This is a genomic window from Lascolabacillus sp., assembly GCF_028696275.1.
GTDB classification, from domain to species: domain Bacteria; phylum Bacteroidota; class Bacteroidia; order Bacteroidales; family Dysgonomonadaceae; genus Proteiniphilum; species Proteiniphilum massiliensis.
In genome coordinates, this window is sequence record NZ_JAQVHI010000028.1 from 1 (window position 1) to 15,104 (window position 15,104).

The 15,104-nt window shown below is 37.4% G+C and carries 14 protein-coding genes and 1 pseudogene; 8 read left to right on the forward strand and 7 right to left on the reverse strand.

Annotated elements, in window-relative coordinates; translation table 11 throughout:
• Positions 1-166: 166 nt before the first annotated feature.
• From PHO43_RS07515 to PHO43_RS07530, 4 genes are all read right to left on the reverse strand, one after another.
• The gene (locus PHO43_RS07515) at positions 167-631 is read right to left on the reverse strand and encodes a hypothetical protein (protein ID WP_154904821.1); all 465 of its coding nucleotides are present in this window, start codon (positions 629-631) and stop codon (positions 167-169) included.
• A 31-nt stretch (positions 632-662) separates the two neighbouring features.
• Complete coding sequence (locus PHO43_RS07520) at positions 663-1,076, reverse strand: hypothetical protein (RefSeq protein ID WP_288010216.1); 414 nt, start codon at positions 1,074-1,076, stop codon at positions 663-665.
• 75 nt (positions 1,077-1,151) lie between these two features.
• Entirely contained in the window at positions 1,152-1,697 is a 546-nt protein-coding gene (locus PHO43_RS07525) for an RNA polymerase sigma factor (protein ID WP_045089594.1), read from the reverse strand.
• A gap of 52 nt (positions 1,698-1,749) precedes the next feature.
• Complete coding sequence (locus PHO43_RS07530; protein ID WP_082057362.1) at positions 1,750-2,829, reverse strand: tetratricopeptide repeat protein; 1,080 nt, start codon at positions 2,827-2,829, stop codon at positions 1,750-1,752.
• A gap of 226 nt (positions 2,830-3,055) precedes the next feature.
• Here PHO43_RS07530 and PHO43_RS07535 point away from each other — a divergent pair, with 226 nt between their 5' ends.
• A complete protein-coding gene (locus PHO43_RS07535; protein ID WP_288010214.1) occupies positions 3,056-4,726 on the forward strand; it encodes a putative transporter in 1,671 nt (556 codons plus the stop codon).
• A 161-nt stretch (positions 4,727-4,887) separates the two neighbouring features.
• The gene (locus PHO43_RS07540; protein WP_288011784.1) at positions 4,888-7,566 is read left to right on the forward strand and encodes a 4-alpha-glucanotransferase; all 2,679 of its coding nucleotides are present in this window, start codon (positions 4,888-4,890) and stop codon (positions 7,564-7,566) included.
• Between the two features lie 79 nt (positions 7,567-7,645).
• Here the strand turns inward: PHO43_RS07540 and PHO43_RS07545 are convergent, their stop codons facing one another.
• On the reverse strand, positions 7,646-8,638 hold the full coding sequence (locus PHO43_RS07545) for a class II fructose-bisphosphate aldolase (protein ID WP_045089590.1): 993 nt from the start codon (positions 8,636-8,638) through the stop codon (positions 7,646-7,648).
• 351 nt (positions 8,639-8,989) lie between these two features.
• On the opposite strand from PHO43_RS07545, the gene PHO43_RS07550 reads away from it, so the two are divergent.
• Together PHO43_RS07550 and PHO43_RS07555 are read left to right on the forward strand one after the other, a co-directional pair.
• Entirely contained in the window at positions 8,990-9,508 is a 519-nt protein-coding gene (locus tag PHO43_RS07550) for a hypothetical protein (protein WP_045089589.1), read from the forward strand.
• Positions 9,442-9,837, forward strand: a complete 396-nt coding sequence (locus PHO43_RS07555; RefSeq protein WP_231623067.1) for a hypothetical protein — start codon at positions 9,442-9,444, stop codon at positions 9,835-9,837. The genes PHO43_RS07550 and PHO43_RS07555 overlap by 67 nt, the downstream gene beginning before the upstream one ends.
• Positions 9,838-9,923: 86 nt before the next feature.
• Here PHO43_RS07555 and PHO43_RS07560 read toward each other — a convergent pair whose 3' ends face one another.
• Entirely contained in the window at positions 9,924-10,310 is a 387-nt protein-coding gene (locus PHO43_RS07560; protein ID WP_045089588.1) for a carboxypeptidase-like regulatory domain-containing protein, read from the reverse strand.
• 469 nt (positions 10,311-10,779) lie between these two features.
• Positions 10,780-11,502 carry a DUF5131 family protein gene (locus PHO43_RS07565; protein WP_045089587.1) on the reverse strand — a complete coding sequence of 241 codons (723 nt, stop codon included), beginning with the start codon at positions 11,500-11,502 and terminating at the stop codon, positions 10,780-10,782.
• Positions 11,503-11,764: 262 nt separating this feature from the next.
• On the opposite strand from PHO43_RS07565, the gene PHO43_RS07570 reads away from it, so the two are divergent.
• The 4 genes and pseudogenes from PHO43_RS07570 to PHO43_RS07585 all read left to right on the forward strand — a co-directional run bounded on the left by PHO43_RS07570 (position 11,765) and on the right by PHO43_RS07585 (position 15,086).
• The gene (locus PHO43_RS07570) at positions 11,765-12,922 is read left to right on the forward strand and encodes an NAD(P) transhydrogenase subunit alpha (RefSeq protein WP_288011788.1); all 1,158 of its coding nucleotides are present in this window, start codon (positions 11,765-11,767) and stop codon (positions 12,920-12,922) included.
• Complete coding sequence (locus PHO43_RS07575; RefSeq protein WP_045089585.1) at positions 12,919-13,233, forward strand: NAD(P) transhydrogenase subunit alpha part 2; 315 nt, start codon at positions 12,919-12,921, stop codon at positions 13,231-13,233. Before PHO43_RS07570 ends, PHO43_RS07575 begins: the two co-directional genes overlap by 4 nt.
• Positions 13,230-14,654 (forward strand): annotated as a pseudogene (locus PHO43_RS07580) (NAD(P)(+) transhydrogenase (Re/Si-specific) subunit beta); the annotation flags it as partial. The gene PHO43_RS07575 and the pseudogene PHO43_RS07580, both read left to right, overlap by 4 nt.
• A 123-nt stretch (positions 14,655-14,777) precedes the next feature.
• A complete protein-coding gene (locus PHO43_RS07585; protein ID WP_045089584.1) occupies positions 14,778-15,086 on the forward strand; it encodes a DUF3467 domain-containing protein in 309 nt (102 codons plus the stop codon).
• Positions 15,087-15,104 lie beyond the last annotated feature (18 nt).

Genomic DNA, 15,104 nt, shown 5'->3' on the forward strand with positions numbered 1-15,104 from the left:
TCCCTCCAGCTCCACAATTAACAGACAGTTTATGCATAATTTTGCTATTGACTGTTTTTTTCGTATCATCAGATAGGCTTCTCATAATTATTTAAATAATAAAACACGGAGTTTGTATTATCAAATTCCGTGTTTTTCCTATAATAATATTACAAATCTGTAATACCTATCTTCTTCTATTTGCCTGTCCGCTTCTGAAGTTACTTACCTCCCTCTGCATAAACTCTCTTTCGGCCTGTTGTGCTCTGTATAGTTTCTCGGGAGACAGCACTTTCTCAAACTTTTCAGCATACTCCTTATCAAGTGCAGCTTCCTGTAGTTTAACTTCCATATCATCCTCAAGAAGTTTTCTGTATTCTGAATCTGACAGATTGCTGTTGTCTTTTATCTTCTGTACTTTGTCTCTATGAAGAATGCGTAAATCAAATTTCTTTTTAGTTAACTCACTGTTCAAAGGGAAATACTTTTCAGCTTCTGAATTAGTAAGACCAGCCTGAGTTTTTATAAACTCCATTTTTCTTTTCTCATAGTCTTCAATATTCATTCTTCTGCTCCTGTTTTGTGCCGTAAGGGTAGATGTGAACATTGATAGTAGGAGAGTAAACAATAATAAAGTTGTAAATCTTCTCATTTTAAGTTACTTTTAAAAGATATCTGATGTTTTAGTTCAAATAAAAATGATTATACATATAATCAAAGTAGACCTCATCCACAAGCTGATCTTCGAGGTATTGATAAAACTCCTCCTCGCTGATTTGTACAGTCGACCAATAATTTTCAGTTCCTTTGGAGCTTGCTGACAGCTGTTCAGAGACTAGTGCCTGAGGCTCACTGCCAATATTATCGCCCCTTGAAATTAGAAAATTTATCGTTACATACATTCCGATAAACATTGCTGCTAGATATACCCAAGGCTTAACTTTTTCCCATAGTGGAACAGTTTTGGGTGCAAAAAACTCCTTTTCAGGAAGCCTATTCATTATTTCCTCATTGAACTGAGCAAAATAATTATCAGGGACTTTAAAGGGATTATTGCTCTTATCTATTTCTTCTAACTTGTTAAATTTGGTTTTCATACCTTCATTATTTGCACCATTCTAATGTGTTGACGATATGTCTACAATGCGTAGACGATAAGTTGACATAAAGGTTTAAAGAGGTTCCTCTAAATATTTTTCAACCTTTCTGACAGCATGATGATAGGATGCTTTAAGAGCACCAACAGAGGTGCCAAGGATCTCAGACATATCATCATATTTCATCTCCTCAAAATATTTCATCTGAAATACAAGTCGCTGCTTTTCTGGCAACGTCAGGATAGCTTTCTGCAGCTTCAATTGTGCTTCGTCACCATCAAAATATGTATCACTCTCAAGCGTATGGATAAGGAAAGAATCATCCTCATCTAAAGAAATATTGTTTTGAGTTCGTTTTTTGTTAATAAAAGTAATACTCTCATTAATTGCAATACGGTATAGCCAGGTCGACAATTTTGATTCCCCTCTGAAATTATCAAGATTAGTCCACACCTTAATAAACACATCTTGTAATACATCATTAGCATCATCGTGAGAAAGAACCATTTTCCTTATTTGCCAATACAATCTTTCGCTATATTCCGAAACGAGCTTTGCAAAACCATTGCGAACAGTTTGCGGATTGCGTAATTCTTTAAGTAATTGTTCCTCGTCGATCATTTCTGTGGAATTGGGTTTCAAGACAAAGGTAATTTATTTTATATTAACTTTATCAGTTATCGTCACCATTTTCAAACCACATTACAAAATTTATGGCTGATTCAGGGTTTTGTTCCCACCATTCAAAAGATTCAGGAAAATAGGACACACTGATATAACGTGTAAAAGCATCGTAATAGCTTGAGTGAGCTATATGAGAGAAGAAAGGAATATAGAATGTCCAGAAGATACCTTCACGCGGCCCAACGCTTTCTCTATCAAGAACTTTCATAATCTCCATGTTCACGGTTTTGAAAGTTGTAAATTCACTAACCTCTTCTCCAGAATTTATTAATGAGTCTAAAGAATTAGTAATAGCCTCGTAAACATAACTTCTGTTCAGTCCATTTTCAACACTCAATGGTGGAGTATTATCTGTTGGCTCAGTTGCACTGCGTCTGCTCATCTGCTGTTGAATGAAAGATCTCTCTACCGGTTCTTCAGACTTTTTAATACACATCAACTGCAGCATTTCATCAAAAGCATTCTTCGAACGTCTTGTATCCGGTTCCAGGAGCAGAAACATCTGAAAAGATAATATACTCTGCACCCATAATCCTTTATCGCTAAGCGCATATGCATATAAAAGGAAAGCACCGCTGTGCGACTTATCAAGGTCTATTGCTTTCTTTACAAACTGAAGTGTTTTATCAATATCACCTGTTTTGAAGAAGTTAATTGCCAAATTAAAATTCAGAAGATAGTCATCCCCAAATCTTTCTAATCCCTCGTGAAGAATCTCAATTGCTTTGTCAACACTGTCCATCTCTGCCAGTGCCTCACTTTTCACCGCGTAAGCACCAATGGCGAGAGCTTCGTTATCTGAGTTTATAACATCTGTACTATATATAGAAGCGTTTTCGAAATCTTTCAATGCAAGGTAAGATAAAGACATCTCATAAACTGCATTTATAAGAGTAGAATCCAGTTCAAGCGCTTCGTTGTATCTTTCTATAGCCTCCTCATATTCACCCTCATCATGCAAACTAACACCTTCTTCTATAAGCTCCTGAGCATTATTTGTCTGACTGTGCAATCCAACTGTTGAGATAGTAACTAAAAGTGAGATTAATAGTATTAATTTCTTCATCATAATATTTTTTGACCAGATAAAAGTAAAACAAAAAATGCAATTTGATATTCTTATTGCTTTTAAATAGCCCTATTTGTAACAAAAGTAAACAAATAAGAGCAGCTCTGTAATGGTTTTTTACTTTTTTTATCGAGATGATAAATTGAGTGCACCTTTTTTGCAAGTACATAAATAAGAATTACCTTTGCACCGTTTTTCAGAAACATTAATATTAGGTTATTTATAAATGGATTGGTTAATACAACTTCTCACCGGATCAAGCGTCGCACATGCAATTTTAACACTGGCTTTTGTCATATCAGCCGGGCTTTTATTAGGAAAGATTAAAGTTTTTGGTATCTCACTCGGAATCACATGGATTCTATTCTGTGGAATTTTTCTTGGTCATCTTGGATTCGATATCGATCATAATGTACTTCACTTTATGAAAGAGTTCGGATTGATACTTTTTATATATTCTATAGGTATGCAGGTGGGACCAAGTTTCTTTTCATCATTCAAAAAAGGTGGAATTACTCTAAACTTGCTTGCTTCAGGAGTTGTATTGCTGGGAGTTATAACCGCATATATTATTCACCTGGTAACCAATACTCCAATTGCGACTATGGTAGGGGTGCTTTCAGGTGCTGTAACTAATACACCGGGTCTTGGTGCTGCTCAGCAAACATACACCGATATCACCGGTGCTTCAGATCCAACAATTGCCACTGCATATGCTGTTGCCTACCCACTGGGAGTTGTAGGTATCATCCTAACACTGGTACTATTCAGATATATCTTCAAGATAAATAAGGAAAATGAGAATTTATTGCTCGAAGAGGATGATGAATCAAAAAAAGCAGAAGCGCAGATGTTCTCTTTACAGGTAAAGAATCCTTCAATATTTGGAAAGGATATAAAGTTTATAAAATCACTTATCGAGAAGGAGTTTGTAATTTCGAGAGTGCTGCATACAAATTCAGGTGTCCTGGAGGTTCCTCAAACAAATACTGTATTAAATGAGAATGACAAGGTTCTGGTAGTTACCAATCTTAATAATATCGAGATTATTGAGACATTGATTGGGAAACAACTTAATATGAACAGGGAGGAGTGGAATAAACTCGACTCACAGCTTGTTTCAAGAAGAATTGCTATTACTAAATCAGAAATTAACGGACGCTCACTGGGAGATCTGAAACTAAGAAACAACTATGGTGTAAATATAACCAGAGTAAACCGTGCAGGGGTTGATCTTATTGCGGATACCCGTCTGAAGCTGCAGATGGGCGACCGTGTCACAGTTGTTGGATCTGAGGACGCTATTGCAAGCGTTGAAAAGTATATGGGTAATTCTATGAGACGTTTAAGAGAGCCTAACCTGATCTCAATCTTCATTGGTATCGCGCTTGGTGTTCTTATAGGAAGTATTCCAATCATGTTCCCGGGTATACCGCAGCCGGTGAAACTTGGACTTGCAGGTGGTCCACTTATCATTGCTATTCTTATCAGTAAATTTGGTCCCAAATTTAAACTTGTTACTTATACTACCATGAGTGCAAACCTGATGCTCAGAGAGATAGGTATTGCTCTGTTCCTCGCGTGTGTGGGATTGGAAGCGGGTGGCAGTTTCGTTGAGACTATTATAAGCGGTGGATACAAATGGATTGGTTATGGTGTTATAATTACTGTTATACCAATTCTTACAATGGGAATTATCGGACGTAAGGTTTGCAAGCTGAATTATTATACGCTGATGGGACTTATAGCGGGTAGTATGACCGACCCTCCGGCTCTTTCTTTTGCAAATACACTTGCCGGAAATGATGTTCCTGCAGTAGGCTACGCCACAGTATATCCGTTGACGATGTTCCTGAGGGTAATCACTGCACAGTTAATGATTCTGATTTTCCTCTGATAATGGGAACTGTATCATCGCAATCGTTTGCATATATTTCATAACAGAAGTTGCTTAAGTACACTCTGTTAGTAAATAAATCATTGTAGTTTTGTTCCTGGTAAATAGTAACCCTGCAACTGGTTTCTATTGAGACAAGATTAACTTATAAGAGAATCTATATGACTGTGTTAACTTTCCAAATTGATTATCACACAACGTGGGGACAACAAGTATGCCTGTCAGGTTCTTTACCTGAACTGGGACAACTTGACGAATCAAAAGCTTTGGTTTTATCAAATGATGGTGATAGTTGGTATGCAGAAATCGAGGTTGAAGATACAGAGAATATTCAATATTATTACCTGATCCGTCAGGGTGCAGGAGTAATAAGAAGAGAGTGGGGCAGTAAACGAAAACTTTACATATCGCCCGATAAAAAGCAATATATTATTAATGATCTTTGGAAGGATATTCCTTTCCATTCATATCTATACTCATCGGTTTTCACAAAAAGTATATTCAGACATGATAAAGCTAATATGCCAACTGAATACTACTCCAGCTCTATACTGCTAAATGTAATCTGTCCTTTCGTAAATAAAGAGCAAAAACTTTGTATAGCAGGTGGCTGTGAAGAACTGGGTAACTGGGATACGGTAAAGGCAAAACAACTTGTTTGTGTAGGTGATGGCGAATGGCAGATACTGCTTGATGCTGATAAGTTGCCTCTGCAAACATTCTATAAGTTTCTGATAATTGACAAGATAAGTGGCGATGTTATAAAATGGGAAGATGGTGATAACCGTCTGCTCGATGCTTCAAAAGCAAAAGAACTGGAAACAGTTTATGCAGAGATGGCTCTGCAGTTTCATCATAACAGCTTCACATATAAAGGTGTTGGAACCTCAATCCCTCTCTTTTCAATAAAAACAGAAGATAGTTTTGGAATAGGAGACTTTACCGACCTTAAAAAGATGATAGATTGGGCTGCTGTGACCGGTCAGCAGCTTATTCAGCTACTGCCGGTTAATGATACAACCACAACAAAAACATGGCGCGACTCTTACCCCTATAGTGTTATCTCTATATACGCACTTCATCCAATCTACTTAGGCTGCAAAGAACAAAAACTAAAAGATAAGAAGAAATACAGCTCATATCTGGATAAAGCTGAGAAACTGAACACGCTGCCTGAAATTGATTACGAAAAAGTATTGCAGCTGAAATATGAATATAGTCGCGACCTCTATCTGCAGAATGGTGAAGAGGTACTTGCATCGAAGGAGTACAAAGAGTTCTTTGAAAAAAACAGCAGCTGGTTGTTTCCATATTCATGCTATTGCTATTTGAGAGACAAAAACAGAAAAGCAAACTTCAGGGAGTGGGGCGATTTCAGTAAATATGATGAAGTAAAACTGAAACGGATGATCGAAGAATCTCCTGAAGTGAGAGGTGAGATCAACTATTTCTATTTCGTTCAGTATCTCCTTCACAAACAATTCTCAGAAGTAAGTAGCTATGCCCACCACAAAGGCATTACACTAAAAGGAGATATACCAATTGGAATAGATCGCGACAGTGTAGATGCATGGAGCTCGCCACATCTCTTTAATATGGATACGCAGACGGGAGCGCCACCTGATGATTTCTCATACTTTGGTCAGAACTGGGGATTCCCTACATATAACTGGAAAGCAATGGAAGAGGATCATTACAAGTGGTGGAAGAGTCGCTTTACAAAGATGGCCGACTATTTCGATGCATACAGAATTGATCATATTCTGGGCTTCTTCCGTATCTGGGAGATACCACTGGATGCGGTTCAGGGACTTCTTGGACATTTTAATCCAGCACTTCCTTACTGGTCAGAAGAGATCAGCAGGGCCGGCATACCATTTGATGAAGAGAGAATGGTTAATCCATTCATTCATGAAGATTACCTAAAAGATATATTTGGTGACTATACAGAGGAGGTAAAGGGCAAATATCTCGATGTAATCAGCTGGCAAAGATACAGGCTTAAACCATTCTGCAATACACAGAGAAAAATAGCGCTACACTTTGATAATAAGAAGAGTAAGAAAGATGTTACTATTTGCGAAGGGTTATTATCTCTATGCGCAGAAGTGCTATTCGTACGTGATCCAAATGAATATAACAGGTTTCATCCAAGAATAACAGCACAGTATACCCATTCGTACCGATACCTGGATGATCATGTTAAAGCAGCATTTAACAAGATGTATGATGATTTCTTTTTCAATCGGCACAACTACTTCTGGCGCGATCAGGCCATGAAAAAGCTGCCTCCATTGATCTCATCAACAAAAATGATGGTATGCGGTGAAGATTTAGGAATGGTGCCCGATTGCGTTCCTTCCGCCATGTATGAGCTGAGTATACTTAGCCTCGAGATCGAAAGAATGCCGAAGAGTTCAAACTACAAGTTCACTGATCTCGACAACCTCCCATACCTATCCGTATGCACAACATCAACGCACGACATGTCGCCCATACGATTATGGTGGACAGAAAACAGAAACATTACACAGCAATACTATAACGAAGTATTAAAATATGAAGGCGAAGCACCCGAAGAGTGTAGTCCCCAGCTATGTAAACAAATAATAGAACGACACCTCAGATCTGCCGCTATGTGGGTAATACTGCCATGGCAAGACTGGTTGTCGATCGATAATAAACTCCGTAATAAAGATATTGAGTCGGAACGCATCAACGTTCCGGCAAATTCAGAGCACTACTGGAATTACAGGATGCACATACCTATGGAGCAGCTGTTAAGCGAAACTGAGTTAAACAACAAAATAAAGAAAATGTGTGGTAGTGTGAGTGTGTAGTTCCTGAATTACTTTTTTCAGGAACAAAAAAAGCTGTCTGATTATTCAGACAGCTTTTTACTTTTTTATTGTTTAGTGATTACGCTTTACCGGCGCTTCCTAATACATTTATAGTTTTGTGCATATAAAGTTTCTTCAGCTCTTCACGTGCAGGACCTAAGTATTTACGTGGGTCAAATTCTGCAGGATCTTTAGCAAATACTTCACGAACAGCAGCAGTCATAGCAAGACGACCATCTGAGTCGATATTGATTTTGCAAACAGCAGAACTTGCAGCTCTACGCAGCCACTCTTCAGGAATACCGATAGAGTCTTTCAGTTTACCACCATACTTGTTGATTGTTTCAACATATTGCTGTGGAACAGAAGAAGAACCGTGAAGTACGATTGGGAAACCTGGGATACGTTTTTCAATCTCTTCAAGAATATCAAAACGGATTGTTGGTGGAACCAATACGCCGTTTTCGTCACGTGTGCACTGTTCTGGAGTGAATTTGTAAGCACCATGAGAAGTACCTATAGAGATAGCCAGTGAATCAACACCTGTACGAGTAACGAAGTCTACAACTTCATCAGGTTCAGTATAAGTGTGGTGCTCAGCCTGTACATCATCTTCAACACCTGCAAGAACGCCTAATTCGCCTTCAACAGTTACATCATGTGCATGTGCATATTCAACAACTTTTTTAGTCAATGCAACGTTTTCCTCGTATGGAAGATGAGAACCATCGATCATAACAGAAGAGAATCCGCTGTCGATACAGCTCTTGCATAGTTCAAAGCTGTCGCCATGGTCAAGGTGAAGAACAATAGGAATTTCATAACCAAGTTCCTTTGCATATTCAACAGCTCCCTGAGCCATATATCTTAAAAGTGTCTGGTTAGCATATTTACGTGCACCACTTGACACCTGCATTATTACAGGAGATTTTGTTTCAACACAAGCAGAAACAATAGCCTGTAATTGTTCCAAATTATTGAAATTGAAAGCTGGGATAGCATAGCCACCTTCGATTGCTTTCTTAAATAACTCTTTTGAGTTTACTAAACCCAGTTCTTTGTAACTTACCATCTTCTTAATTATTTTAATTTACTGATAATCCTAGAATACTGTTACAAAAATAGCTTTTTATCTGCAATTAAAGAAATATATAAGAAAAAAACAGCTATTTGTTATAATGATCTTTAATTAAATAGAAGTTGGATTTCACTCATCCGATCTTCCATTTAACGTCTCCATAACCTCCTTGAAACTATACAAACCAGATTCAATGTTTTCTATAATCTTGTTAGTCAGGATAAATACTTAAAAACTTTGTGAAAAGAATGATAAGAGATCGTTTAATAATTACATAAATTACTAACTTGCACATTCAAACTACACCAAAGATATTTTATTTTGTAACATAATAATTTTATTACTATGAGAAACAAAAAAGCTCTGTTTCCACTCCTTGCAGTTATTTGTCTGCTTAGTGCCTCTTCATGCAACGATAGAACCACTACTACTGAGAATGCTGCTGTTTTTATTGCATCGGATGCACCTGCAGACTTCTTTGATAAACCGGCTGAGTATCTCGACTGGCAGTCGGCATCACTGTTAAATATAGTCAGATCAATCATCTCAGTATATCCTCCTCAGGTTATTGAACCGCAAGAACGGCAGATGGCATTGGTAATGCTCGATGCTGTTTTTCACGATGAAGGAGCGCCACACAGGAACTCTGTGCAGGAATTCCACCATCAACAAATCTCCTCTATTATTAATGAATTGCAAAAAAGCGAAGTTAAAAATGGCATGATGATCTGGAAGCTTTACGATACAATCACATTATACACATGGAAAGAAAAGCGCATGAGTTGCAGCGAGTTTGGTTGGATAATAAGAAACTTAATCTTGATGTGGTTGTATATCCGGGTCATCAAGGCGTCGATCTTCTGAATAACGTGGTGCTTGTATTTACTCCCGATGGATATAATGTTTGCCATACCGGTGATCAGTCTAATAGGGATGACTTCTCATGGATAGATGAGGTGGCTAAAAAATATAGTGTTGATATGTTGATTCCTAATTGTTGGACTACAGACCCTCTTAGAACAGCCAATGGTTTTGCTCCACAGATTATTATTCCGGCTCACGAAAACGAGTTAGGGCACTCCATCGATCATCGTGAAGCATATGCATTGAATTATTCACGCTGGGATGTGCCATTCTCTAAAGTAATAATGACCTGGGGGGAGTCTTTTCACTTTAACCCGAATAAAAAGTAACATATAGTAAAATGCATATATATTACTAATACATTAAACAAAAAAACCGTCCCATGATACATGAGACGGTTAAATCTGAAGATATATCAGAACAGGTCGGTTCTTGCAATTATCATATCTTCCTTTTTTCCAGTGAGCAAATTACTTGGTCTTTTTAAAGCCAGGTTTTCCGGCAAGGTAAGCTCATCTCTTAGTTTTACGCGCTGTTCCGGTAGTGCACGGAACATTGTAGGCTGGTATCCTGTATAGGATATTTTTATCAATTTATTCACACTGTGATAATTGGGGAATATAAATTCACCCCTTTCATTTGCAGTGGTTCCGGCGATCTGTACTGAGTCTGGCAGAGAGTAGATAGCCACTTTGGCATTCTTGACTGGATTGTTGTAGATGTCTGTCACTTTACCCTTAATTTGAGCGCTCATTGGGAGTATTATCCCGACTAAAAGCATTGTAAAAATAATTTTTTTCATCACACTGATTTTTAAATTGTTCAATAGTATGACGCAGCCTATCAAAATTTGGTGACAAAAAAAGTGAGTAATATAACTATATTTAACAATATTTTATATGATTCTAATCTAATAGTATCTCTTCTATTTAGAACAATATACTATCTATGAAAGCACCAACCCATCGTCAATAATAATGATACCGTTTTTTTCAGACAGCGGTCTAAAATTGTGAGTGTTGTAAAATAATCTCCAAACACTTGACCAATTGCTCCAAGTATAATTATATCAAAGTTGTTAAGCTCCTTGATTTTTTTTCTGATATCTCCTGTTTCAAAACTGCATAGGTGACTTAACCTGTATTCTTTAGTCGGATCCCATCTCCCAAAAGTCTTGAAGGATGTATGGCAAGTACGGCAGGAGTTCTTTGTCAGTAACATCCATTGCTGCTTTTACAGATTTCTCGAGTGACTTCATATTGCTTTACTCATTAGAATAACCTCTTACCGTCTGAAATATTAATTCCAAATTCCTTTGCAATGCTGTTCTGCTTGTAAGGATTGATCTTATGTACTTTTCCTTCTTTTCTGAAAAATGTACCTGTATTTTTAAACCAGAAGGTTATTCCAGCTTTTACACAATGTTCCCTGATATCTAATATCCAGTTGTAATCACAAATACGGGCTTCTCTACCTGTTTCACCTCCTGCTGTTACATGATCTACTCCTCTTAGATAGTTTGATAAATCTATTGGGCCTAAAAGAGGTGCAGCTGCTATGAACTTTCTTTTAATCGGATAGGATAGAAACAGTGGGAGACGATAATCGGCTGTCGCTTGATTCTCTACTGTACACCCAATGTTCACATTGTTGTAACCATCGCCCCAGTCGTTGGGTAGAGAAACGTAAAAGCGATCTATTCGTTTTGTCAATATCATGAATTCGAGATCGGGCCGACTCTTTATCATTGCCCACGCCTCTGTGCGCCAAGCATCAGCTTCTTTAATAAAAAAATCGGAAGCAAAACATGTAGCAACAATTTTCCCACTCTGAATTTTATCTTTTCCTTTTGATGTTTTAGCTATAGGTTTATCGAATTCTGGAGTTTTATATACTCTGTTTTGTCCGTATCGCTTTGAGAAAAGTCCATAGTAATAGCAGTAAGTACAACCATCACTTACTTTATAACAACCTGTCCATGGTTCCCAATTCATTGTTCTTATAGTTAAATATTTGATTGTGAAGATAGAGTGTTATGTTATTATTAACAACATTTTAGAATAAAAATAATAGAGAATATGTAGTTTATTTAACCTTGATATCTTCGTGTAATGTTAGGGTTGTCATTATCCAAAAACTCTGTAAACTTTTAATCTTTAAAAAGGTTCAAATTAATAAAAAAACAGGAATTTATATTAACTTTGAGTTTTACTTATTAAATCATATAAAACACATTTATAACTTAAAATTATTGCTATGATAATTGGAATACCAAAAGAAATTATGCAGGGTGAAGCTCGTGTTGCTGCAACTCCTGAAACAGTTAAGAAATTTTGTAAAGATGGTATAACTATTTTAGTTGAATCTGGTGCCGGAGAAAAATCTCACTATTATGATGATCAGTATAGAAATATGGGTGCGGAGATGGTATATGATCCGGAAGAACTTTATAGAAGGTCTGATCTGATCCTTAAGGTAAAGGAGCCACAATATAATGAATCAAAAGATAAGCATGAGATTGACATGATGCATGAGGGTCAATATCTCATCACCTTTATACATCCGGCTTCACCGGGTAATCACAGTATGGTAAAAAAATTGGCTGCTGCAGGTGTTATAGGTCTCACTTTAGACGGAATTCCACGTATATCTCGTGCTCAAAATATGGATGCTTTAACTTCTATGAGTACTTGTGCAGGTTATAAAGGTATGATAATGGCTGCAAATGATCTCTCTTTTTTCATGCCACAGATGTTTACAGCTGTTGGTATGCTTAAACCTGCTAATGTATTGGTTATTGGTGTAGGAGTGGCCGGTCTGCAAGCTCTGGCAACAGCAAAAAGGCTTGGTGCAGTGACTTATGCAATGGATATTCGTCCCGATGCAGTAGAACAGGCTAAAAGTCTAGGTGCCAAAGTAATTGACTCAGGCGTTCCCGCAGAAATAGCAGTAGGTGAAGGGGGTTATGCAAATAAGCTTCCGGATGAATGGATACAGAAAGAGAGAGAGCATCTTAAGGGTGTGATAAAGGATATGGATATTGTGTTCCTTAGTGCATTAGTGCCAGGCAAGGTGGCTCCCATACTTATCACAGAAGATATGGTTAAGGATATGAAAAATGGTTCAGTTATAGTGGATGTCTCTATCGACCAGGGCGGTAATTGCGAGATCACTACTCCGGGAAAGAAGGAGGTTAAACATAATGTTACTATTGGAGGAATTAAAAATATTCCAGGACTAATTCCAACAAGCTCAACCTGGATGTTTGCTCAGAACATGTATAATCTGGTTAATTATCTTGTAAAAGATGGAAAAATTGAACTGGATCTGGATGATGAAATTATTAAATCTATACTTGTAACGAACAACAAAGAGATTGTTCATGCAGGTGCCAAAGAGGCTATGGGCTTATGAATCCATTAATTTTAGTTGCTGTTTTTATAGTCACTTCAGTTGTTGGCTATTTTATAATTAAGAATGTTCCCAGCTTACTTCATACACCACTAATGTCGGGTATGAATGCTTTGTCAGGGATTACATTGTTGGGGGCTATTGTTGTTGTTGGAATTACACTTTTTGCAGTAGAGGGTAATCATATGTTATTAGGTCAAATATTTGGCGGAATAGCTGTTATTGCTGCATCTGTTAATGTGGTTGGAGGCTTTGGAGTGACCCACAGAATGCTGAAAATGTTTGATAAAAAGAAGAAACAGTCTAAATCATGAGTGAAACACTATATTATATTATTTGCATTATACTGTCTGTTGCTGTACTGTCTGGTATCTCCCTAATGAGCAAGGTTAAAACAGCTGTAGCCGGTAATCTTTTAAGTGCTGTAAGTGTATTACTGGGCATTGTGATCACACTTTTATATAAGGAGCTGTTTTCGGGATGGACTATCTATATCTTTATGCTTTTAGGTATTCTTATAGGATCAACTTTTGCATCCAGAGTGAAGATGATTGAAATGCCGCAATTGGTAGCGTTGCTAAATGGGGTGGGTGGACTCGCTTCAGCATTGGTTGGAGTTTTATCTCTCATAGGTATTGGTGTTGTAATTAATGAGTATCCTATATTTGTTAATGTTACATCTGTACTTGCGATTGTGGTGGGACTTATAACTCTTTCTGGCAGTCTTGTTGCTGCAGGTAAGCTACATAAGATATTGCCACAAAAGCCGGTTGTATGGAAAAAACATTCTACTATCGTCACAGGTTTTATCATAATCCTAATTTCTACGATTATCTATTCTGCTTTTACAAGTAATACGTTGATTGTACTGGCCATTAGTGTTGTTTTCAGCTCTCTGTTTGGTTATGCTTTCGCAATTCGGGTAGGGGGAGCAGATATGCCTATTACTATTTCGCTCCTTAACTCTTTGAGTGGTGTTGCAGGCGCAATAGCAGGTATGGCAGTTAATGATCTGATGCTTGTTTCCATTGGAGGTATTGTTGGTGCTTCCGGATTGTTTCTAACTCAGATAATGTGTAAAGCGATGAACAGGAGTTTGAGTGATATACTATTGGGTAAAACTTCTGTTGAAAAGAAGTCCCCAAAAGAAGTGGTAGCAGAAGCAGATGATACCATAGAAAAAGTTGGAGATAAGGTTGTAGAAGAGGTTCAGCAAACAGAGGATAATAGGCTCATTTTCAAGAGAGATGAAGGTGAGGTTCTAAGAGCTGCTAAATCAGTGATCATTGTTCCGGGTTATGGCATGGCATTAGCTCAGGCTCAGCATCTTGTACGTACATTGGCTGATAAGTTTGAAGAAAATGGTGCAGAGGTTAAGTTTGCTATACATCCTGTTGCCGGTCGTATGCCCGGACACATGAATGTATTGCTTGCTGAAGCAGATGTTCCTTATGATAAGCTGTATGAGATGGATGATGTTAATGAACAGTTTGAAGAGACAGATGTAGTTATTGTTATTGGTGCAAACGATGTAATTAACCCTGCTGCACGCGATGCCAAAGACACACCTATATATGGAATGCCTGTTTTGAATGTTGATAAAGCTAAAGAGATTTTTATTTGCAACTTCGACTTAAATCCTGGTTATGCAGGAGTTGACAATCCTTTATACAAGCGGAAAGAGGGGATATATTTATTGTTGGGAGATGCTAAAGAAACTGTTGCGTCGTTAATTGATAGATTTAATTGATTATTCATAGATTTTAAATAAAGAAATATTTCAAGTATTGGCTCTGATTCTTTTGTAGATTGGATAAATTTATTTTTCTTTGTTTAAAACATTTTAATGATTCAGCGAATGGAAAATATCAATAAAGAAAACGAAATCCAAATTGAGCTTAGTGACGAAATTGCACAGGGTATTTATTCAAATTTGGCTGTTATCTCTCACTCTTCTACGGAGTTTGTTATAGATTTTATTCGTATTGTGCCGGGTATACCAAAGGCTAAGGTGAAGTCGAGAATTATTCTTACACCTGAGCATGCGAAGAGACTACTACATGCACTGGAGGATAACATAGATAAATTTGAGCAACAAAATGGGACTATCCGCAGACAGAATAATCCCGGTTTTTTACCTCCTATAGGTGGAGTAGGCCATGCATAAATGTTAAAATAATTAAGT